We start from the raw sequence: 21,645 nt of genomic DNA on the forward strand, positions 1-21,645 counted from the left end.
GGTTTAAATCATGGTTGACGAGGCTTATAATAAATAAATCATTGAAATTTGGAGGAAATAGAGTAATGAAAAAAATCGTGCTTGTAAATGTTATTACTATAGTGATTTTAGTGGCTATCGGCCTAGTAGGATTCCACTATTATAGTGAAGCGACAGATTATGTAAAAACAGAAAACGCAAAAGTTGACGGTGAGCAAATTAAAATTGCGAGCCCAGTATCAGGTAATTTAAACAGCTTTGATGCTGAAGAAGGAAAAACATTCGATAAAGGCGATAAAATTGGCGAGGTAGCTGGTAAAGGTGAAGATGGCGAATCTCAAAATATGGATATCAAAGCACCTTCAAAAAGTACAATCGTCAAAACTTCAGCAACAGAAAATAATTTAGTTCAAGCTGGATCACCAATCGCTTATGCATATAACTTTGATGATTTATATGTAACAGCAAACATTGATGATACAGATGTTGAAGATGTAGAAAGAGGACAAGCTGTTGACGTTTATATCGATGGCCAAGAAGCTAGTGTTAAAGGTAAAGTGTCTCAAGTTGGATTAGCAACTGCATCAAGTTTCTCATTGATGCCTTCATCAAATAGTAATGGAAACTATACAAAAGTGACGCAAGTTGTTCCAGTGAAAATCACATTTGATTCTAAGCCATCAACAAATGTTGTTCCAGGAATGAATGTTGAAGTTCGAATCCACAAGAATTAAGGAGGGTGTATTATGACATCAACCTTTACGGTGGCTTATATAATCATTGCAATCCTTTTATGGGTTGGAATTAACGCGTTTGTAGTAAAACGTAAAAACACTAAATCAATTTCTAAAGATAGCTCAGATCATTCAAGCGTGAATGATGAGACTCAATTGAAATCTAAAGATGAAGAAAACATCGATCAAAACAAATATTCACATATTGAAAAAATGGAAGAAGATAATAAAACGTCTAAAACAGAGAGGGAAAAAACGACTTCTAACGATATGAATTCAGTAGAGCAAAATCAATCTACTGAAGAACAGGAAGATACATCTAATCGTGGTATGGAATTAAATGAGCATGAACCTATTAATGAACAAATTAAAAAAAATCATGTTAACTTCGTATACGGAAAAGGTATCTCAAGAAATAAAATATTAGTTGCAATGATGTTCGGTATGTTTATAGCAATATTAAACCAAACGCTATTAAACGTTGCATTGCCTGTTATTAATAATGAATTTAGTATCTCAGCGTCTACAGGACAATGGTTAATGACTGGATTCATGTTAGTAAATGGTATTTTAATACCGATAAGTGCTTTTTTAATTAGTAAATATTCTTATAGAAGATTATTCCTAATAGCGATGACGTTATTTACAATTGGTTCTATAATATGTGCATTATCATTTAACTTCCCACTGATGATGTCAGGACGTGTTATTCAAGCAGTTGGTGCGGGTATATTAATGCCGTTAGGTTCAAATGTATTTATGACAATCTTCCCACCAGAAAAACGTGGTGCTGCAATGGGTACATTAGGTATCGCTTTTATTTTAGCACCTGCAATTGGTCCAACGTTATCAGGTTGGATTGTTCAAAACTATCATTGGAACGTTATGTTCTACGGTATGTTTGCTATAGGTCTAATAGCGATATTTATTAGTTTCTTTTGGTTTAAAATTTACCAACAAACATCTAAACCGAAAGCTGACGTTCAAGGTATTATATTCAGTACTTTAGGATTTGGCATGTTATTATATGGATTTAGTGAAGCAGGTAATGATGGATGGACGTCTGTGACAGTTTCAGGATCATTAATTATCGGTCTAATCTTTACGATATTATTTGTTGTTCGTGAAGTTAGAATGAAAAATCCAATGCTTGATATGTCAGCACTTAAATATTCAGGATTTACGTTAACAACGTTAATCAATGTAATTGTAACAATGAGTTTATTCGGTGGTATGATCTTACTACCAATCTACTTACAAAATTTACGTGGATTCTCCCCATTAGATTCAGGTCTATTGTTATTGCCTGGTTCATTAATTATGGGATTCATGGGTCCTATTGCTGGTAAAATGCTAGATTCATTTGGTATTAAACCACTTGCTTTAATTGGTTTAACAATCATGACAATTGGAACATGGGAATTAACACAATTAAATATGGATACACCATATACAACAATTTTAGTTATATATATCGTGCGTTCATTCGGTATGAGTTTTATCATGATGCCAATCATGACTGCAGGTATGAATTCATTACCTCAAAGACTTATTCCACATGGTAATGCGATTAGTAACACAGTGAGACAGTTAGCAGGATCAATTGGTACAGCAATACTTGTAACAGTGATGACGCAAAATACAACTTCTCATTTAGCTAATATGTCAGATAACCTGGATTCAACTAATCCTATGATTCAAGAACAAGTTAAAGCACTTTCTGAATCAGTTGGAGGAGAACAAGCAGGAACATCTGCACTTTTAGAATATTTTAATAAATTAGCAACAGTTCAAGGTATCAATGATGCTTTCTGGATTGCCACATTATTTAGTGTGATTGCATTAATATTAAGTTTATTCTTAAAAGATAAATCTCATTATTTATCTAACGAATAGACATGAATTCGGGAATTAAAAATATAAATTCACTTTGTATTTTTAAATTATATATTAAAAATTAATTGTTGAAATACTACAAGAAACATAACGTTTCTTGTAGTATTTTTTTATAAATATAAATTTAATTTTGAAATCCTATCTTGAATGCTTTGAATCGGGCTTGTTTTTTTATATAATGTAAAAAAGGAGTTGGTAACTTGTGAAAGTTAAGTATATTGACAAACGTCATTGGCGACGTCTCCTTAATCGCGAATATAAAGAAGTTGTGCTGGATACAAATCATTTTAAAGGACTTGTAGGATTAGTTACAATGGTACAAGTCAAGGAACCTTTAAAGGTAAATGTTGTAGGGAAAGAAATCACAGTGGCGGATAATGGTTATAAATGGATGCAAATATTACCAGAGAAAAAGCCGTATAGTATAACTGTCATGTACGACAAACAAAACAAACCAGTGCAGTACTATTTTGATGTGAATTTGAGGAATATCACGCAACTCGGTAATGCTAGAACATTAGATTTATGTTTGGACGTGTTGGTCATACCGAAGTCGGGTGAATATGAACTTGTTGATGAAGATGACTTAGAAAGAATGCTCAATGAGAAGAAAATATCTAAAGCGCAATTTCATAGAGCATACGTTACAGCTCATGAGATTATGTTTAAATTAGAAACAGACTTTAAAGGTATGGAAAAGAGAATTAGATATTGTTTTCATGAAATTATGAATGCAAAGTAATTAAATAACTGTATCATTGAATATTTCTATATAGAAAAACGAGGAAGCCCTTTAAAGATGGCGTTCCCCGTTTTTTTTATAAGAATATTAAAGCTAAAATGATAGCGATTGGTCCAACGATGAAACAATATTTACTAAAGATACCTAATTGACCACGTTCCATAATACCTTGTAACCATTTCAATGAGAAATAACTCGCTACAAGTGAAGCAACGAATGCGAATACATATGAAATCATTAATGATGTGTCTGGTGGTGTCTCGACAATATCTTTAATACCTAGTAAAGCTGTTCCTAAACTTACAGGAATATAAAGTAAGAATGAGAATTTAAAAGCTGTTTTTTGATTCATACCCACACCTAATGCACCAACGATAGTAGCACCACTTCGGCTAAGTCCTGGTATGAGTGCAACTGCTTGGAATAAACCAACAATGATTGCGTCTTTAAGTGTTAAATCACGTTCTAACTTTTGACCACGTTTATTTTTAATAAACCATAATGCGATACCTGTTACGATCAACATGATACCTACCAAGAGTACGCTTTTAGTATCGCCGATAACATCTTTAAAGATAACGCCTAAAATACCTGCAGGGATAGTAGCGATAACTAAATACATAGCAAGTTGAAAGTTCTTTTTAACAGTTTCAGTACGCTCACCTTTAATATATTTAAGCGTGTCGATTATTAATTCGATAATGTCTTTTCTAAATAAAATGAGAACAGCAACCAATGAAGCGGTATTCACAACAATTTCAAATGTTAATCCGTCTGTATGTAATCCTAAAAATTCTTGTGCCATTACAAGATGTCCGCTTGAAGAAACGGGGATAGGTTCTGTTATACCTTGGAGCAAGCCAAGAAAAATATATTTGATAATTTCTATAATAAGCATGATTGGATCCTTTCTGTTTAATTTACATGCTCAACTATAACGAATTATTTATTGAGTTTCAATTTTATAAATAAAAAAACTTATATTTCGGTCTAAAGTTGTAGTGTGGTTCATAATCGTCAAATTAAATCATGTTATAATAAAATGAAAGTAAGGAGTGTGTCATTTGAAAGTAGATGATTATAAGTTACTCGTAACATTAGAAGATGTAAAAACTTTACGAAAAGCAGCAGACATTCTCTACATATCACAACCAGCAGTGAGTCAAAGATTAAAATCTATCGAAAACTTTTTCGGTATAAATATATTTATAAGAACAAAAAAGCAACTCATTACAACGAATGAAGGGGCACTTGTGATTGAGCATGCACGAAAAATGTTGAAAGAAGAACGTCTATTGTTAGATAAAATTAGTTCGAAAATAGGAGAAGTAAACGGCAGTATTTCTATAGGTGTTTCTTCATTAATCGGACAAACAATACTTCCACAAGTTCTAGGAGAATATACTAACTTATATCCAAATGTAGACATTCAATTACAAATTGGTTCTAGTGAACATATTAAACAATATCAAAATGACTTTCACATCATGGTTGTGAGAGGGAATGAAGTCATGAATGTTCAAAACGACCTTTTACTAAATGAACAACATTATTTTATTTATCCTAAAAATAGAAAACAAGACTTACATCTATTACCAATGATAGAGTTTCAGGCAGAACCTATTTATTTAAAGCAAATAGAAGAATGGTATTCAGATTATTTACAGAAAGAATATCATGCGCTTATTAAAGTCGATCAAATCGCAACATGTAAAGAATTGTTGTTGAATGGGGTAGGAGTTACAGTTTTACCAGAGTTGGTTATTGGGGATATTGATACAAATAGATTTGAAATTAAAAAATTAAATGTTATGCGCAAACCACTTACACGTTCAACATATATTTGTTATGAACATAATGTATTGCAGTTACCACAAATTAAGTCTTTCATAGAAGTATTAAAAAATTATATTAATAAACTTGAAATAGGTAAAAAATAAGAGGCTGGTACATAATTCCCTCTTAAAATAAATAACAACTCATTTCTAGCTGAATAAATCAGTGAAATGAGTTGTTTTTTTATAGAATCTTACGATTTTGAAAGTGCATGCTTGCCTAGGGGTGTGGCTCGAGCCTGTAGTCGCGCGCGGCATACTATTCCCCCGGGCGTCAGCGCTTTACAAAATCGTGAGAACGAACCAAAGTAAAATTAGGGTGAATTGTACGAAGAATGTAGAGACATTATGCTCAATTCACGCTACTGTTTTTTTAGTAAATAGCGTAATATGTTTTAAAATCTTACGATTTTGAAAGTGCATGCTTGCCTGGGGTATGGCTCGAGCCTGTAGTCTCTCACTCATACTATTCCCCCGGGCGTCAGCACTTTACAAAATCGTGAGTAATATTCATTTCTATAATATTTTTTCTTTTGTTCTTTTAAGTACATGCTCTATGTTGCTAGACTGACCAAACAAGCAACATAGAACGCTTGTAAGTTGCAAGACTGATCAAACAAGCAACATAGAAGGTCTGAAAGTTGCAAGACTGACCAAACAAGCAACATAGAAGGCATGAAAGTTGCAAGACTGGCTAAACAAGCAACATAGAAGGCCTGAAAGTTGCAAGACTGACCAAACAAGCAACATAGAAGGCCTGAAAGTTGCAAGACTGGCTAAACAAGCAACATAGAACGTCTGAATGTTCCAAGCTCTTACTTTTTTACACAGAACTTAACTTAAATAATATACCAAGTATCTCAGTTGTATCGATTATGATAAACGCTTCTGTAATTTAGTGAATATATCTTTCGTTTCTTCATTTATGCCATCGTGATTCAATATATATTCTATGCGTTCGGCATTTTTATGATCTTTGAAACGTGTTTCGTTAAGTTCATAAATAGAAAGTTGTGGCTTGTATGTATTTAGCAATTTCATATTATCATTTTGAGCAACATAACCTTCTTTAAGTACACGGAAATAACAACCTGTTTTAAAGGTGCTTGCCATACGTTTGACTAAATCTTTAATACCGTATCTTTGAGCGATGGTTGCACAAGGCTGTCTTGGACAAGAAACTTGAATGACTGCCTCTCCAAGTTGATAGCTATCTCCAATATTTAAGTGTTCTTCTGTTAAACCAGATACTGTGATGTTTTCACCGAAAATAGCATATTTAGGTAAAAGGTCAATGATGTCATTCCAATATGGATAATGATCTTTACTGTAGAAACAAATCGCTTTTTCAGGGCCACCATGACCTTTGTATTGTTGTTCATCTTCAACAAATCCCGTTTTAGATAGGTACATGTTATCTTTAAATGGTTCTTTCAAAATAGCAGTTTTTTTAGATTTTTGGTCACCAAATGTGATGTTTGTGACTTTTCCGATTGAAATGTAGTCAACTTTGTATTCCACTATAATAACCCCTTTAATAATAGTTGTTATTGATTTTACATGTTAGAGTGAAATATATCAATAAAGCATTGACGTAATGGGTGATTAGCATTAAAGTACAATCATATAATAAAATAGAGGAAGTTGTGAATTCATGTTTTTGAAATTATTTCAAATAAAAAATTATAAACTCTTTTTAATAAATATGGGTTTATTAGGAATGGCTATTGCTATAACAGTACCATTTTTAGTGTTATATGCGACTCAACATTTAGGCATGACAAAAGGCCAGTATGGCTTGTTAATGGCGTTAGCTGCTGGTGCATCATTTACAGTGAACTCAATTGTTGCAAGGTATTCAGATAGTGGGAAAATAAACCGTAAATATCTCATCATTACTGCACTTATAATGGGTGCGCTATGTTTCTCTATTTATTTCTACATACATACAATTTGGATATTCATTGTTTTATATGCAATGTTTCAAGGACTTGCTGCACCTGCAATGCCTCAAATGTATGCCTCTGCACGTGAATCTATAAATGAATCCTCTTATAAGGATAGAAGTATATTTGCAAATACCGTTTTGCGATCAACATTTTCATTAGGATTTTTATTTGGACCATTAATCGGGACAGTATTGCTCGGTATATTAGGATATGATGGCTTGTTTGGTGGAACGATGTCATTATTTTTAACCGTTTTAGTCTTATTGATCATTTTTTATAAAGAACCTAAAAAAATTATTAACAACGCAATCGGAAACTTTCCAGAAAGGAAAGCACCAAATTTAATATATGAACCAACATTATTGATACCTTTTTTAGCGTTTATTCTATTACATGTTGGGCAATGGATGTATACATTAAATATGCCATTGTATGTTACAGAGTATTTGAAAGATGATGAATCACATGTGGGCTTTTTAGCAAGTTTATGTGCTGGATTAGAAGTGCCATTTATGATTATTTTAGGCATTATTGCAAGTAAATTTAAAACTAAAACATTGCTCATGGTCGGTTCAATATTCGGCTTCGGTTATTACTTTAGTATAGGCGTGTTTGATAGTTTTGTAGCCATGTTAATTGGGCAATTAGCATTAGCATTTTTCTTAGCCATTTTACTTGGATTAGGTATCAGCTATTTCCAAGACATTTTACCAGAATTTCCAGGATATGCTTCAACATTATTTGCGAATGCAATGGTGATCGGGCAATTAGGCGGAAATTTACTCGGTGGTTATATGAGTGATATAGTAGGTTTAGGAAATGTGTTCTTCGTATCAAGTTTATCTATTGGAGTAGCATTCATATTATTAATTTTTACAGTAGAACATTCAACACAAAAAGAAGCTAAAATAAGTTAGGAGTAAAATTATGACAACAATTAGTTGGTTATTAATTATATTAATGTTTGCCATTGCTTTTATCGGCTTAATCAAACCCATCATTCCATCAGTATTATTTTTATGGGTAGGTTATTTTATATATCATTTTGCTATCGATTCAAGTAAATTATCATGGGTTTTCTGGACAGTAATGGTGCTATTCACTATATTTATGATACTTTCCGATATCATTATGAATAGCTATTTCGTGAAGAAATTTGGTGGATCTAAACTAGGAGAAACAATGGCAGCAGTTGGTGTCATTATTGGTTGTTTCGTATTCCCACCGTTTGGTATTATCCTCGTACCGTTTGTATTAGTATTCGTTACTGAAATAATTCAAAAAAGCGATATAACAGCCGCTACAAATGCAAGTATCGGCTCATTACTCGGATTCTTAACAAGTTCGATTGCTAAAGCATTAATCATGATCGTTATGATTATATGGTTCTTTATCGATATTATATTTTAATAAAAAACCCCATTCGTTGGATGTGCGCTAACCCCATGATGTGGGAGTAAAATAAAAACACTTTCGTTGAATTCATATTAAAATGAATTTATACGGAGGTGTTTTTTCTATGAAAAGAGTGGCATATTCAGTTGAAACAAAATATAAAGTAGTAGAAATGAAACTTAAAGGATATAGTACAAGAGAAATAATGGATGCTTTAAATATTAAAAATGAATCTCAAGTTAAAGTGTGGTGGAAATGGTATAGAAATGGGGAAACACATAGATTCAATCAACAAGTAGGTAAACAATATTCCTACGGAAAAGGAAATGAAGAATTGAGTACTGTTGAGACGCTAAAAATTGAATTAAAGCGCAAAGAAGTAGAAAATGAAATTTTAAAAAAGTACAAGGAATTGGAAAGGAAGTGGTCCCAGAGGTAGTTGTTGAATTAGTAAATGAATTGAAATCTAAATATACAGTGAAAGTCATTTTAGAAACTTTAGATATTCCAAAATCAAATTATTACAGATGGAAAAACAAAGATTTCAGTATATCTGAGGATGAACGAGAAATTATAGAACTATGTAAGAAACATCGTTTTACATATGGTTATAGAAAAATAACTGCCTTGTTAAATAGAAAAAATAATAAACCAATTAATCACAAAAAAGTACAAAGGATTATGCAAAAACATAATTTAAATTGTAAAGTACGAATGAAAAAATCGAAAAGACCAGGGAATGCATATTATAAAACACATAATCTATTAAATAGAAACTTCAAAGCAGAGAAACCTTTAGAAGTACTTTTAACAGATATCACTTATTTACCCTTCGGGAATACAATGTTGTATCTTTCATCTATCATGGATGCTTACAATGGTGAAATTGTGGCATATAAAATCGGTAATAAACAAAATCAAGAATTAGTAAATGAGACATTAAAACAACTTCAATTGGAACCAGGTACTATATTACATAGTGATCAAGGAAGTGTGTATACTTCTTATGAATACTATGCCCTATGTACAGAAAAAGGCATTACCAGAAGCATGTCCCGTAAGGGAACGCCAGCTGATAATGCCCCAATAGAATGTTTTCATGCCTCTCTAAAGTGTGAAACATTCTACTTAAACAGTGAGCTTAGAAGCTCTAATACCATTGTAATAGATATTGTCGAAAATTACATTGAAAACTATAATAAAGTTAGAATTCAACAAAAACTAGGCTACTTATCCCCTATAGAATATAGGAAATTAGCAGCCTAGAAAATAGTGTTTTTATTGAGCTCCCTTAGTAAGGGTGCAGTGCCGATGTCCAACAGATGGGGTTTTATAAATGAACGTAAGTATTATTTAGTTTCCTTCTTTCATGTCTTTTTCAATTTCTTCTTTAGATTCTCCACTCTCTTCTAAAACCATTTTCCGGTCATACATTTTAAAGAATGGGAAATAAATAATGACAGACACAGCTATATTAAACAAGACAAGAATAATGGCACGCCAATCGCCTCCTGTTGCTAAATATGCACCGATTGGAGCTGGTAGTGTCCATGGCGCCATTACGCTTGTTGCATTGACGAGCCCAAGCCATGTTGCGATATAGGTAATGATTGTTAATACGATTGGTATGATTATAAATGGTATAACCATAATTGGGTTTAATACGATTGGTAAACCGAAAATGACCGGTTCATTTATATTAAATAAAGATGGAATTGATACGGCTTTGCCGAATTTCTTCAAGAACTGAGATTTTGCAAATAATAATATACAGATGACCAGTCCTAATGTTGCTCCGGCTCCTCCAATCCACACGAACCACTGGAAGAATGTCTCAGGTGCTATATGTGGTAAAGGTTCTCCAGCTGCATGTGCTTCTGCATTTTTAGCTAAATAAACTTCCCATAATGGACGTTCAATCGTACCAACAATTGACATACCATGAATACCAAATGACCAAAAAAATGTTGTTAAGAATACAGGTACTAATACACCTGGTAATGTGTCACCTGCAAAGACGAGTGGACCTACAATTTTATCTACAAGCATATGTAAATCGAGTTGGAATGCAACTGTAATAATACTCATTGCACCGAGTACAAAGACTACAGGAATTAAAGATTCAAACGAGCGACTAACGGACGGTGGTACTTGAGGTGGCATCTTAATGGTAATGTTTTTATTTTTACACAATCTATATGTTTCGACAGAAAAAATGGCAACGAACATTGCGACGAATAAACCATGGCCGCCTAAGTTAGTCATAGGTAAGACGAAACCTAAATCTTTATCCATTGTCGGAGATATCGTTAATAAGAAAGCTGCTGTAGATAATTGTGCTGCTGACAATGGATCTAAATCATATGACTTTGCGAGATTATAACCTATGCCGAAGACAATGTATAAACTCATGATGAACATTGTCATTCTATAAGGAATTAAAATTTGTTCTGCATGTGCTGTTGCCCACTGAGTGATTGCCCACGATTCTGGAAGTGGAGGCGTTGCAAATATTAAAAAGAATGAACCGAAAATGATGAATGGGAGTGCTGAAATGACCCCGTCACGGATAGCAAGTAAATGACGTTGATTGGAAAGCTTTGTCATTGGACCCGACAGTTTACTTTCCATCCAAGTAGCAAAGTTATTCACGAAAAAGTCCCCCTTCGTTTGTAAGCGTTTCGATTTTGTTATAGTATAAACTAAATAGATAAAATATTCAAAATAATAAAAAAATTATTATATAACGAATGGAAGTGATAATGATGAGACGCTTAGGAATATCTTTGTATCCAGGAAAATCTAATGAAGCTGAAGATATACAATACCTTGAAATAGCGCATGAGTATGGATTTTCTAGAGTTTTTACGAATTTATTGCAATTAACAGAGGAGAATAAATCGACTTTATTACCTACTATTGAAAAAACGATACAATATGCCAAAAATTTAAACTTTGAAATATTTATTGATGTAGCACCAAGAACATTTAAAGTACTAGGTATTGAACCTACTGATTTAACTTTTTTTAATGAGTTAGGTGTTGATGGTATTAGACTTGATGAAGGCGTTGGGGCTAAAGAGACAAGCGACATGACGTACAATCCTTATGGCATTATGATTGAGCTGAATATGAGTGTGATGAATCACTACTTAGATAACGTGATGGATTTTGAACCTAATCGAGCATGCTTAGTAGGGTGTCATAATTTTTATCCTCATCGATATGCAGGAATAAGTGAATCATTCTTTCTAGAAGGTAGCCAAAAATTTAAAAAGTATGGTCTCAGAACTGCAGCATTTGTTTCAAGTGAGATCGCTGAATTCGGACCTTGGCCAATTACAGAAGGCTTACCAACATTAGAAGAACATAGGGGCTTGCCGATTTCTACACAAGCTCAATATTTATGGGCGACAGGTCTCATTGACGACGTGATTATTAGTAATTGTTACCCTTCAAGAGAAGAATTAAAAATGGTTAGCAATTTAAAAGATGAACCAATCACATTTGATGCAAAATTATTTGATGATATTACAGATTTAGAAAGAAAAATTGTAACTGAAGAAGCACATTTTTATAGAGGTGATGTTAGTGATTATATGATTCGTTCTACTCAAAGTAGAGTGAAATATAAATCAGAATCATTTCCAGTTCATCATACGATTGCAATTAAAAGAGGAGATATATTGATTGATAATGAAGCATACGGACAATATAAAGGAGAATTACAAATTGCTTTGAAGCCTATGATTAACACTGGACAAGTTAATTTAATTGGTAGAATCGCGCCTCATGATTTGCAATTACTCAATTATTTAAAACCGTGGGCGTTCTTTAAATTTAATATTCAGGAGATGGTGTAAATGAAAAAAATACTATTAGTTTGTTCAGCAGGTATGTCGACAAGTATGTTAGTTAAGAAGATGCAAGAAACAGCAGATAAAGAAGGAAAAGACTATGAGATTGAGGCTTTAGCTTTATCCGAAGCAGAATCTAAGATTGATGATGTAAATGTTATTTTACTTGGGCCACAAGTGAGATTTCAAAAAGCACAAGTAGAAAAAGTCACGAACGGTAAAGTTCCAGTAGATGTTATAGATATGCAACAGTATGGCATGATGGATGGAGAAAGTGTGTTGAAACATGCTGAAAGCTTAATGGAATAAGGTGATAATATGGAGAAATATGAACAAATAGCTTTTCAAATTATAACGCATGTAGGTATGGCTAAGAGTACTTATATGCAAGCTATTAAAGAAGCTAAAGATGGTAACTTTAAAGAATCTGAAGATTTAATTGTTGAAGGCAATCAATTTTTAGTTGATGGTCATAAAGTGCATAAAGATTTAATTCAATCAGAAGCTAGTGGAGAAACAATACCGCTAAATCTCTTACTGATGCATGCAGAAGATCAACTTATTTCCACAGAAGTTATTAAAGAAATGGCAAAAGAATTAATCTATGTTCATCAAAATTACGTAAAAAAATAATTGTCATAGTTAGAATATATATTTCTGGGTAAAAGAAATAGAATAAACAAAAGGAGTATATACAATGTCGAATAGAATTCTAGCAATCACTGGTCCAACATCAGGTATAGGTAAATCAACAGTTATAGAATTAGCAAATGACTATGACATTATTATCTTGTTGTGCAGAAATATAGAAAAAGGCGAACATTTGAAGACGCTATTAACAGAAGAGCATAAAAATATACAGGTAGAAGTCATAAAGTGTGACTTGTCAGATTTAGCAAATGTCATGAAAGCCGCTACACAAGTATTAGATCATTATCCACATATTGATTGTTTAATTAATAATGCAGGTGTAGTTTCAATAACGAGACAAAAAACGATAGACGGTTATGAACTAATGTTTGGTACAAATTATTTAGGTCACTTTTTATTAACGCATATGTTATTCGAGTCAATTATGAGAAGCCGTGATAAACAAATTATTATTGTCTCTTCTGGTGCGTATAAATATGCTCATATTGGTCATCATAACTTCAATTACCCATTAAGGTTTAATCCAATAAAATCATACAGTAGATCTAAGCTCGCAACTTTATATTTCATGCAAGAGTTGTATGAGCAGTTTCATCATTGTGGATTGAATGTGACTGCTATACATCCTGGAGCAGTCTCTACAAACTTAGGAAAAACTAAATATAACCAAAAATTTGGAGACTTTATTTATAAAATATTTGATTCCATGTTTGTATCTCCTAAAGAAGGTGCGATGTCTACAATTAAAGTGACTAAAGATAAGACTTTATTTAATGGAGCATATGTATATGAAGGTAAAGTAACAGAATTGGAGAACCAAGGCATGAATTATTATGACCGTAAGAGATTGATTCGTGAAACATTGGAAGCATTGCAGTTAGATCAATTTATGTATTTAAGTACAGATAAATAATGAATACGTTTACATTTAATATAGGTTACTCAATTTATTGTTTTCTTTTAAATTAAATTTTATAATAGTTAGTATTGTAAGAATATTTCCAATATTAATAAAGGGATGAGATGTATGAGCAAGCATTATATTTTATTAGCTGATTGTAAAGATGAAATCGGGATTACATCACTAATATCAACAATTATAAAAGACACGAATTCAAATATATTTCATTTAGATCATTACACAGATGTACAAGAGAATGAAAATCATTTATATCTTCGTATTGAATTTGATAAGAATGATGAAGTGAAATCACTTTTAGAAAAAGAATTAACAACGAAAAATATCAACTTCCAAATATTTGATGCAGAAGAAAAAGTGAAAACTGCGCTTCTTGTTTCTAAAGAAGATCATGCGTTAAGTGAAATTATTTTGCGTGCAAATCGTCAGGAATTTCCGATTGAGATAAGCTGTGTGATAAGCAATCATGAAAATAACCGTAAATTCGTTGAAGATTTGGGGATACCGTTTCATCATGTAAAAGTGACTAAAGAAACGAAACGTGAAAGCGAAGATGAAATTACGAGAATATGTGAAAGCTATGATGTAGATTTACTCGTACTAGCGAAATACATGCAAATTTTATCAGAAGTCTTTGTTGAAAGACATCATCTGAAAATCATTAATATTCACCATTCATTCTTGCCGTCATTTATAGGTGCAAATCCGTATAAACAGGCATATACAAGAGGTGTGAAATTAATTGGGGCAACGAGTCATTATGTTACTGAGGACTTAGATGCAGGTCCAATTATTGAACAAGATGTTGTAAGAGTTAATCACAGACACTCAGCACAAGATATGAAACATACTGGTAGACATGTGGAATCTCAAGTACTAGCGAGAGCTGTACAGTGGCATTGTGAACATAAAGTGATTGTAAATGGAAATAAAACAGTCGTCTTTACATAAATGACTGTTTAGCAGTGAGTAAATTTGATCACTGCTCAGACTGCCAACAAAGTCACATAAAGTGAACTTGTTGGCGGTTTTTTAGTAAACAGCGTGATATGTTTTAAAATCTTGCTATTTTGTTCGTGCATGCCCGCGGAAAGCATGCGCATAAAAAAATGCTGGCAAAGTCTAAGACTTTGTCGACACATTGAGCAGTGAGTATATTTGCTCACTGCTTTTTTAGTTGTATAATATGTATAAAATACAATGAAATTTGGTGTGAAAATAATGATTAAAACTTATTACGTCAATTTAAACGATGAACTTAAAGAAACAACATCACCGAATGATATAACAGAAGACAAGAAATGGGTTTGGGTGGATTTAAATGAACCTACTAAAGCAGAGTCTGAAGTATTAGTTGATTATTTTGATTTTCATCCATTATCAATTGAAGATGCGACACTTGTTCTACAAAGGCCGAAATTTAAACAGTATGATGATTATCAATTTATCGTCTTCCATGCTTTAGATTTAAAAACACTTGAATCAGAAGAAGTGGACATATTTATCGGTGATGGTTTTATTGTTACATATCATAAAGTACAATTTGAAGAGATTGATGCAATTAGAAGAAAATTGTTCTATCATACAATTCATATAAACGAACCTAAAGATATTTTGTTAAATCTTCTAGATGAAATAGTGGATAATTATTTTCCATTTATTTATGATATTGAAGATAAAGTATTTAACTTTGAAGATCGTCATAATGTAGATATTTCAACAAAATCTTTAATTGATGATACTTTCGATTTAAGACAAGAGTTGTTAATTATTAAAAGAACGGTTCAGCCGATGAAAGATTTAGTCTATCGCATGAGAGAAGGTAAAGTGCTACATCTAAATGAACAACAGTTGTTATATATTACGCATATTAACGATCATCTTATAAAGCAAATGGAAATGGTTGATTCTTCTCGAGAGATGACGAGCGATATAAGAGATAATTATATTTCTCTTAACTCTTTTAAAATGAATAATATTATGAAAATTTTAACGATATATTCAGTCGTATTTATGCCTTTAACTTTGATTGCAGGGATATATGGTATGAACTTTAAGAACATGCCTGAGCTTAATTGGCATGATGGTTATTATATTGTGCTTATTATTATGGCTGTAATTGCGTTGATTATGTTAGCCGTTTTTAAAAAGAAAAAATGGTTTTAAAGATCATTGCAAGAATCTATGTTGATGTTCTGACGTTTAATAGGTAATATGTAACATAAATATAAACTTAGAAAGTGAGTGGGGTCATTGAAACTTCTTGGAGCGATTGAAGCGGGCGGAACAAAATTTGTATGTGCAGTAGGGGATGACAGTCTATCTGTTATAGAGCGTGTTTCTATTCCAACGACTGTACCAACTGAAACAATGCCGAAAGTTATAGAGTTCTTTAAAAAGCATGATATCGCTAGTATTGGAATTGGTTCATTTGGTCCAATAGATATTAATAAAGAATCAGATACATATGGTTTTATAACTTCCACACCTAAAACAGCATGGAAAAATTATGATTTTGTAGGGACAATTAAAAAGGTATTTGATGTTCCTGTTGCTTTTACGACAGATGTAAACACATCATTATACGGTGAGTTCAAAAAAGGTATAGCTAAAGATGTTAATTCAGCTGTGTATTATACAATTGGTACCGGTATCGGTGGTGGTGCTATGGTAGGCGGTAAATTTGTGCAAGGGTTGAGTCATCCAGAAATGGGACATATGTCTGTGAAAATACATGAAGATGATCATGATTTTGCAGGTAATTGCCCGTTTCATGCTACTTGTTTAGAAGGCTTAGCATCTGGTCCAGCTATTGAAAAAAGAGCAGGAATATCTGCAAAAGATATTAAAGAAGATTCAAACGATTGGAATATTGTTGCTTACTATATCGCTCAAGCTGCATTGAATACAGCGCTCATGTTATCTCCTGAAAAAATTATATTCGGAGGAGGCGTCATGCATCAAACGCATTTATTGCAAAAAGTACATGCACAATTTGAGGCGCTAAATAACAACTATATTGCATTACCACCAGCAGAAAAGTATATTGTTAAGCCAAGTTTGAATGATGATCAAGGTATAATAGGTTGTTTAGCTTTAGCGCAAAATGAAATTAAAGAATAAAGTAGGTGTATCGTATGGATTTGTTCGTGATATTAGGTGAACACCAAACAATGGAAACAGAAAGACTTATATTGAGGCCAGTGAGTTTAAACGATACAGCATCACTTTATGAATATGCGTCGAATATAGAAAATACTTCTCATGTGTATCCAACACATTTATCAACAGAAGAAACAAAAGAAGTCATAGCAAATTATTATTTAAAAGCACCACTTGGTAAATATGGAATAGTTTTAAAAGAGGAAAATAAATTAATAGGTACAATTGATTTAAGAATTGAGCCTGCACATAAAAGAGGGGAAATAGGTTATGTGCTTAATTTAAATTATGCTGGTAAAGGTTATATGACAGAAGCGGGATTACAGTTATTACACTTAGCTTTTGATAAATTAAAATTAAATCAAGTAAAAGCTTTACATAGCACCATTAACCCTAAATCAGGACAAGTTATGAAACGATTAGGTATGAAAAAAATAGGTGTCATGCCTAAAAATAGAATTCATAAAGAAAAAATAGTAGACGACGCAATATATGTGATGACTAACACTGAATATGAAGAAATGAAAAAAGCAGCTCATTAAGCTGCTTTTTTCATTTTAGTGAGTACTTTTAATCCATATGAGAATATGCCATAACCTACTAAAGAGCTAGGTAACCATGACTTTGTTAAAGAGATATCTTTATTCTTGTTGAATAACGTATAGGGTACTAACGTCGATATTAAGTAAAGTACTAGAACTTTTTGATAACGTTTGTTCATCTTAAACACCTCACTTTGTTACTTCAATTATAATACTTTTTTTATGAGTCGTATTATAATATTATTACAAAATTAGAACATTCATTATTCAAATTTTGCAAATGATGAAGCGGGCAATCGAGATGCTCTTTCATTAGTCATTTCACCTTTACCAATTGTCATGAGCATTGCTGGTATGAAGTTGTCTTCAATATTAAAAGCGTCTATTACAGATTGTTTGTCAAAACCAATCATAGGACATGTTGCATATCCAGCATCTTCACTCACTAACATTAAACTCATCGCAAATAAAGATGCACCTCGTACAGCTTCATCTCGCTTGTTTGTCTCACTTTCAAAGAAACGATTAACAGTTTCAATTAAACCTTCTCTTTTTTCAGCTGGGATATGTTCATGTTCAATCCAGTCATCAGCTACATCTCCAATTGTTTCATGTGCATTCAAATCTCCTAAGATGATAAATGTTGCGCTAGCTTCTTTTATTTTAATTTGTTTATTAGCTGCATGATATAATTTTTCTTTAGATTCATCAGTATCTACAACAATTACTTTCCACTGTTGTAAGTTCCAAGCTGATGGTGATAGTGCAGCTTTGTCTAATAAATTATAAATGGTTTCTCTATCTAAATGATATTGCTCATAAGATTTTACTGAGCGTCTATTCTCTAACACTTTCGTTAATTCCATTATTTTCCCACTCCTTATACTTCGATATTATTATGTTCATATAAAAAAGTGATAAATACAAATTTTCTGCTTATTTGCAAAAAATAAATAAGGGAGTCATTTTAATATAATTTATAAAGGTATATTTGTTACAATATAAGTAATAAGAGATTTTTTTATTGTTGTATGATAGTTTATTGACTAAAGGAGCGGTGCACATGATAGATATTCACAATCATTTATTATATGTATTAGATGATGGTCCATTAGATGCTGAAAGTATGCTTGAGTTAGCACGTGAAGCTGAAAAAATAGGAATAACTGATTTAGTTGCAACACCTCACTATATCAAACATCGTTTTAAAAATAGTGCAGACATCGTCACAGCAAGAACAGAAGAAGTACAAGCGATACTAAATGACAATGGAATTGATATAAAAGTGTATCCTAGCCAGGAAATTCATATGTTTGGTAATGAGTTAGCTGGATTGAAATCAGGAGAATTGTTACCTATTACTGAAGGATCAAGATATGTATTAATTGAATTTCCATTCTTTTCAGTTCCAGACTTTGCGAATAAAACATTTGACCAATTGTTCGATGCAGGTTATCGTCCTTTGTTAGCCCATCCAGAACGTATTATTCCTATACAAGATAATCCTCAAATTTTATTTGATTTAATCGAAAGAGGTGCACTTTGCCAAGTAACGGCAGGTTCTTTAGTCGATAAATATGGTGAAGACGCTAAAAGAATTGCTGATTATTTATTAGATCAAGATGCTATTCATATTGTGGGAAGTGATGCACATAACACTTCAAATAGAAATTTTCATATAAAAGAGGCATATGATTATATTGAACGTACTAAAGGAATCGATAAAGTAAATCAATTAAAAGAAAATGCTCGAAAAGTGCTAAATAACGAAAATATTTAATAAAAATAACAACTCATTTCTAGCTGAATAAATCAGTGAAATGAGTTGTTATTTATTTTGAGCTGGAATTTATGTCTCATCTTTTTATAATTGGATGACGTCGGGGTCTGAATGTTGCTTGTTTAGCCAGTCTTGCAACATTCAGGCGTTCTATGTTGCTTGTTTGATGAGTCTTGCAACATTCAGGCTTTCTATGTTGCTTGTTTAGCCAGTCTTGCAACATACAGACGTTCTATGTTGCTTGTTTGGTAAGTCTTGCAACATACAGCATGTACTTAAAAGAACAAACGAAAAAATATAAGAAAAATGAATATTCCTTACGATTTTGTGAAGTGCTGACGCCCGGGGGAATAGTATGAGCGAGAGACTACAGGCTCGAGCCATACCCCTAGGCAAGCATACACGAACAAAATCGTAGATTTCATAAAAATCCCAACTTCTTTATTGATTAACAAGTTGTTTGAAGCGATTCAGTTGTTTCATTTTTATTGACGACAAACATTAATATACTCGCCATCATAACCATTATGAATGCAAAGTAAGGTGTGAAAGATAAAGAAAAATGATTTAATATAAATCCACCGATAACTGAGCCTAGTGTAATACCAACATTAAATGCAGATATGTTTAAACTAGATGCAAAATTGACTGTCTCTTTACTATTTCTCTCCGCAAATAATACGACGATGAGTTGTAGACCAGGTACGTTCATAAAAGCAAACAGCCCCATTAATAAAATACTTACTAATCCAACAGCATGGAAGTGAAGTGTGAAACCTACAAGCAATAGTGTGAAAGCTTGCAGTAAGAAAATGATGGTTAATGCTTTAGTAGGCGCATGATTCGTTAATTTACCCCCTAAAGTATTACCAATCGCAACCACAACTCCATATAAAATTAAAATGAGCACGATACTGTTCGTTTCATAACCTAAAATATGAGTGAGAATTTCAGTTAAATATGTGTAGACTACAAAAGTCCCACCATAGCCTAGTGCAGTTATTAAATAAATAATCATAAGTGGTTTGTTCTTAAATACTGCAAGTTGTTTTTTGATAGGTGCTTGTTTGTATTCAGTTAAATTTTTAGGGACAAATGATATATTTGCGATTAAACTGATGAGTCCAATAATAGCAATTGTATAAAATGACATTTCATATCCATAATGTTGGCCGACCCATGTACCGAATGGGACACCAGTTATTGTAGCGACTGTTAAACCTGTGAACATAAGCGCAATTGCACTAGAACGTTTATGTGGCGGTACTAAATCTGCTGCTATAGTTGTAGCAATCGACATAAACACACCATGAGAGAAAGCGCTGAGAACTCTCATTGCTAATAATAAAGTAAATGATGTAGCCATTCCTGCACATACATTAGCGATTATAAAAACAATCATGATAAGTATGAGCACTTTTTTTCTTTTCATATTATTCGTTAAAGGCGTTAAAATAGGCGCACCTACAGTAACTCCAATAGCATATAAAGATACAGTTAATCCTGCTAGAGATATTGTGACGTCAAAAGCGTCTTTTATTAAAGGTAATAAGCCAACACTGATGAATTCAGTAGAACCTATAGCAAAAGCAGATATAGCAAGTGAGATAAGAGCAAGTTGATTTGAAAATTTATTCTTCATTTTTAAGTTCCTTCCTTTGTTCTAAGATATGTGTTATTTTAAGACGTAAGTAAACAAATAGGAAGTACGCACTTTAAAGTCATATAGGTACCGAAAAGTACCTTAAGGAGGAAATCACATGGAAGTAACAGAATATAATATCGGTGTAGAAGCGACAATAGATGTAATTGGAGGTAAGTGGAAACCCGTTATATTATGTCATTTAAAACACGGAACAATGAGAACATCTGAGCTTAAAAAAGCTATTCCGCATATAACACAAAAAATGCTAACACAACAATTAAGAGAACTAGAGAAAGATGGCATTATTAATCGCATCGTCTATCAACAAGTACCACCAAAAGTAGAATATGAAATATCTGAATATGGTAGTTCTTTAAATGATTTATTAGAACACCTATGTAAATGGGGAGAGTTTCATATTAAAAAAAGAAAAGAAGACGGAGAATTAATAGAGTTAGATTCAGTAGAATTTATCGATCAAGCTTAAAGATTTTATAATGATATTAAAAAGAGCGTAAATTCTTATTTTTCGATGAATTTACGCTCTGTCTATATATGA

Annotated in this window: 23 protein-coding genes; 17 read left to right on the plus strand and 6 right to left on the minus strand. The window is 32.5% G+C overall.

Annotated elements, in window-relative coordinates; all coding sequences use genetic code 11:
• Positions 1 to 65: 65 nt before the first annotated feature.
• From PYW35_RS02385 to PYW35_RS02395, 3 genes are all read left to right on the plus strand, one after another.
• A complete protein-coding gene (locus PYW35_RS02385; protein WP_103323265.1) occupies positions 66 to 713 on the plus strand; it encodes an HlyD family secretion protein in 648 nt (215 codons plus the stop codon).
• 12 nt (positions 714 to 725) lie between these two features.
• Positions 726 to 2,609, plus strand: coding sequence for a DHA2 family efflux MFS transporter permease subunit (locus PYW35_RS02390; protein WP_103323266.1), 1,884 nt, complete (start codon positions 726 to 728; stop codon positions 2,607 to 2,609).
• Between the two features lie 202 nt (positions 2,610 to 2,811).
• Positions 2,812 to 3,351: a ribonuclease FAU-1 family protein gene (locus tag PYW35_RS02395; RefSeq protein ID WP_016912527.1), complete on the plus strand. Its 540-nt coding sequence runs from the start codon at positions 2,812 to 2,814 to the stop codon at positions 3,349 to 3,351.
• A gap of 76 nt (positions 3,352 to 3,427) precedes the next feature.
• Here PYW35_RS02395 and PYW35_RS02400 read toward each other — a convergent pair whose 3' ends face one another.
• Complete coding sequence (locus PYW35_RS02400) at positions 3,428 to 4,249, minus strand: undecaprenyl-diphosphate phosphatase (RefSeq protein ID WP_016912528.1); 822 nt, start codon at positions 4,247 to 4,249, stop codon at positions 3,428 to 3,430.
• 166 nt (positions 4,250 to 4,415) lie between these two features.
• Between PYW35_RS02400 and PYW35_RS02405 the strand changes: the two genes are divergently transcribed.
• Positions 4,416 to 5,291 (plus strand): LysR family transcriptional regulator, encoded by an 876-nt coding sequence (locus PYW35_RS02405; protein WP_103322221.1) that lies wholly within the window; start codon positions 4,416 to 4,418, stop codon positions 5,289 to 5,291.
• Positions 5,292 to 6,059: 768 nt separating this feature from the next.
• On the opposite strand, the gene PYW35_RS02410 is transcribed toward PYW35_RS02405, so the two are convergent.
• The gene (locus PYW35_RS02410; protein WP_103322222.1) at positions 6,060 to 6,707 is read right to left on the minus strand and encodes an MOSC domain-containing protein; all 648 of its coding nucleotides are present in this window, start codon (positions 6,705 to 6,707) and stop codon (positions 6,060 to 6,062) included.
• 133 nt (positions 6,708 to 6,840) lie between these two features.
• On the opposite strand from PYW35_RS02410, the gene PYW35_RS02415 reads away from it, so the two are divergent.
• From PYW35_RS02415 to PYW35_RS02425, 3 genes are all read left to right on the plus strand, one after another.
• Positions 6,841 to 8,052 carry a sugar efflux transporter gene (locus PYW35_RS02415; protein WP_016913218.1) on the plus strand — a complete coding sequence of 404 codons (1,212 nt, stop codon included), beginning with the start codon at positions 6,841 to 6,843 and terminating at the stop codon, positions 8,050 to 8,052.
• Positions 8,053 to 8,062: 10 nt separating this feature from the next.
• Entirely contained in the window at positions 8,063 to 8,545 is a 483-nt protein-coding gene (locus PYW35_RS02420; RefSeq protein WP_016913217.1) for a DUF456 domain-containing protein, read from the plus strand.
• A gap of 109 nt (positions 8,546 to 8,654) precedes the next feature.
• A protein-coding gene (locus PYW35_RS02425) for an IS3 family transposase (protein WP_204107796.1) occupies positions 8,655 to 9,796 on the plus strand; the annotation gives its coding sequence in 2 pieces (ribosomal slippage) (positions 8,655 to 8,925 and positions 8,925 to 9,796; 1,143 coding nt in all).
• An 87-nt stretch (positions 9,797 to 9,883) separates the two neighbouring features.
• Here the strand turns inward: PYW35_RS02425 and PYW35_RS02430 are convergent.
• A complete protein-coding gene (locus PYW35_RS02430) occupies positions 9,884 to 11,182 on the minus strand; it encodes a PTS sugar transporter subunit IIC (RefSeq protein ID WP_016913061.1) in 1,299 nt (432 codons plus the stop codon).
• A 113-nt stretch (positions 11,183 to 11,295) separates the two neighbouring features.
• Here PYW35_RS02430 and PYW35_RS02435 point away from each other — a divergent pair, with 113 nt between their 5' ends.
• The 8 genes from PYW35_RS02435 (at position 11,296) to PYW35_RS02470 (ending at position 17,661) form a co-directional block, all read left to right on the plus strand.
• Entirely contained in the window at positions 11,296 to 12,393 is a 1,098-nt protein-coding gene (locus PYW35_RS02435) for a DUF871 domain-containing protein (protein ID WP_103322643.1), read from the plus strand.
• The gene (locus PYW35_RS02440; protein WP_103322644.1) at positions 12,394 to 12,696 is read left to right on the plus strand and encodes a PTS sugar transporter subunit IIB; all 303 of its coding nucleotides are present in this window, start codon (positions 12,394 to 12,396) and stop codon (positions 12,694 to 12,696) included.
• 9 nt (positions 12,697 to 12,705) lie between these two features.
• The gene (locus PYW35_RS02445) at positions 12,706 to 13,020 is read left to right on the plus strand and encodes a PTS sugar transporter subunit IIA (RefSeq protein WP_103322645.1); all 315 of its coding nucleotides are present in this window, start codon (positions 12,706 to 12,708) and stop codon (positions 13,018 to 13,020) included.
• Between the two features lie 64 nt (positions 13,021 to 13,084).
• Positions 13,085 to 13,951 (plus strand): SDR family NAD(P)-dependent oxidoreductase, encoded by an 867-nt coding sequence (locus tag PYW35_RS02450; protein WP_103322646.1) that lies wholly within the window; start codon positions 13,085 to 13,087, stop codon positions 13,949 to 13,951.
• Between the two features lie 114 nt (positions 13,952 to 14,065).
• Positions 14,066 to 14,908: a formyltetrahydrofolate deformylase gene (gene purU, locus PYW35_RS02455; RefSeq protein WP_103322647.1), complete on the plus strand. Its 843-nt coding sequence runs from the start codon at positions 14,066 to 14,068 to the stop codon at positions 14,906 to 14,908.
• Between the two features lie 270 nt (positions 14,909 to 15,178).
• The gene (corA, locus tag PYW35_RS02460; protein ID WP_016913115.1) at positions 15,179 to 16,123 is read left to right on the plus strand and encodes a magnesium/cobalt transporter CorA; all 945 of its coding nucleotides are present in this window, start codon (positions 15,179 to 15,181) and stop codon (positions 16,121 to 16,123) included.
• Positions 16,124 to 16,210: 87 nt separating this feature from the next.
• Complete coding sequence (locus tag PYW35_RS02465) at positions 16,211 to 17,080, plus strand: ROK family protein (RefSeq protein WP_103322648.1); 870 nt, start codon at positions 16,211 to 16,213, stop codon at positions 17,078 to 17,080.
• 14 nt (positions 17,081 to 17,094) lie between these two features.
• Positions 17,095 to 17,661 (plus strand): GNAT family N-acetyltransferase, encoded by a 567-nt coding sequence (locus tag PYW35_RS02470; RefSeq protein ID WP_016913113.1) that lies wholly within the window; start codon positions 17,095 to 17,097, stop codon positions 17,659 to 17,661.
• Here the strand turns inward: PYW35_RS02470 and PYW35_RS02475 are convergent.
• Both PYW35_RS02475 and PYW35_RS02480 read right to left on the minus strand, forming a co-directional pair.
• Positions 17,658 to 17,840: a hypothetical protein gene (locus PYW35_RS02475; RefSeq protein WP_016913112.1), complete on the minus strand. Its 183-nt coding sequence runs from the start codon at positions 17,838 to 17,840 to the stop codon at positions 17,658 to 17,660. The genes PYW35_RS02470 and PYW35_RS02475 overlap by 4 nt on opposite strands.
• Before the next feature lie 84 nt (positions 17,841 to 17,924).
• Complete coding sequence (locus PYW35_RS02480) at positions 17,925 to 18,527, minus strand: nitroreductase family protein (RefSeq protein ID WP_103322649.1); 603 nt, start codon at positions 18,525 to 18,527, stop codon at positions 17,925 to 17,927.
• 197 nt (positions 18,528 to 18,724) lie between these two features.
• Here PYW35_RS02480 and PYW35_RS02485 point away from each other — a divergent pair, with 197 nt between their 5' ends.
• Entirely contained in the window at positions 18,725 to 19,441 is a 717-nt protein-coding gene (locus PYW35_RS02485) for a tyrosine-protein phosphatase (RefSeq protein WP_103322650.1), read from the plus strand.
• A gap of 448 nt (positions 19,442 to 19,889) precedes the next feature.
• Here PYW35_RS02485 and PYW35_RS02490 read toward each other — a convergent pair whose 3' ends face one another.
• A complete protein-coding gene (locus tag PYW35_RS02490; protein ID WP_103322652.1) occupies positions 19,890 to 21,083 on the minus strand; it encodes an MFS transporter in 1,194 nt (397 codons plus the stop codon).
• 118 nt (positions 21,084 to 21,201) lie between these two features.
• On the opposite strand from PYW35_RS02490, the gene PYW35_RS02495 reads away from it, so the two are divergent.
• Positions 21,202 to 21,573: a winged helix-turn-helix transcriptional regulator gene (locus PYW35_RS02495; protein ID WP_016912943.1), complete on the plus strand. Its 372-nt coding sequence runs from the start codon at positions 21,202 to 21,204 to the stop codon at positions 21,571 to 21,573.
• Positions 21,574 to 21,645: the final 72 nt, after the last annotated feature.

Origin of the sequence: Mammaliicoccus vitulinus, from assembly GCF_029024305.1 — a bacterium.
GTDB classification, from domain to species: Bacteria; Bacillota; Bacilli; order Staphylococcales; family Staphylococcaceae; genus Mammaliicoccus; species Mammaliicoccus vitulinus.

Coding starts and splice junctions, on each gene's coding strand:
- PYW35_RS02445 (WP_103322645.1), top strand. CDS start 12,706: ATGGAGAAATATGAACAAATAGCTTTTCAAATTATAACGCATGTAGGT.
- PYW35_RS02450 (WP_103322646.1), top strand. CDS start 13,085: ATGTCGAATAGAATTCTAGCAATCACTGGTCCAACATCAGGTATAGGT.
- PYW35_RS02490 (WP_103322652.1), bottom strand. CDS start 21,083: ATGAAGAATAAATTTTCAAATCAACTTGCTCTTATCTCACTTGCTATA.
- purU (WP_103322647.1), top strand. CDS start 14,066: ATGAGCAAGCATTATATTTTATTAGCTGATTGTAAAGATGAAATCGGG.
- PYW35_RS02385 (WP_103323265.1), top strand. CDS start 66: ATGAAAAAAATCGTGCTTGTAAATGTTATTACTATAGTGATTTTAGTG.
- PYW35_RS02485 (WP_103322650.1), top strand. CDS start 18,725: ATGATAGATATTCACAATCATTTATTATATGTATTAGATGATGGTCCA.
- PYW35_RS02495 (WP_016912943.1), top strand. CDS start 21,202: ATGGAAGTAACAGAATATAATATCGGTGTAGAAGCGACAATAGATGTA.
- PYW35_RS02480 (WP_103322649.1), bottom strand. CDS start 18,527: ATGGAATTAACGAAAGTGTTAGAGAATAGACGCTCAGTAAAATCTTAT.
- PYW35_RS02400 (WP_016912528.1), bottom strand. CDS start 4,249: ATGCTTATTATAGAAATTATCAAATATATTTTTCTTGGCTTGCTCCAA.
- corA (WP_016913115.1), top strand. CDS start 15,179: ATGATTAAAACTTATTACGTCAATTTAAACGATGAACTTAAAGAAACA.
- PYW35_RS02475 (WP_016913112.1), bottom strand. CDS start 17,840: ATGAACAAACGTTATCAAAAAGTTCTAGTACTTTACTTAATATCGACG.
- PYW35_RS02470 (WP_016913113.1), top strand. CDS start 17,095: ATGGATTTGTTCGTGATATTAGGTGAACACCAAACAATGGAAACAGAA.
- PYW35_RS02420 (WP_016913217.1), top strand. CDS start 8,063: ATGACAACAATTAGTTGGTTATTAATTATATTAATGTTTGCCATTGCT.
- PYW35_RS02415 (WP_016913218.1), top strand. CDS start 6,841: ATGTTTTTGAAATTATTTCAAATAAAAAATTATAAACTCTTTTTAATA.
- PYW35_RS02390 (WP_103323266.1), top strand. CDS start 726: ATGACATCAACCTTTACGGTGGCTTATATAATCATTGCAATCCTTTTA.
- PYW35_RS02435 (WP_103322643.1), top strand. CDS start 11,296: ATGAGACGCTTAGGAATATCTTTGTATCCAGGAAAATCTAATGAAGCT.
- PYW35_RS02440 (WP_103322644.1), top strand. CDS start 12,394: ATGAAAAAAATACTATTAGTTTGTTCAGCAGGTATGTCGACAAGTATG.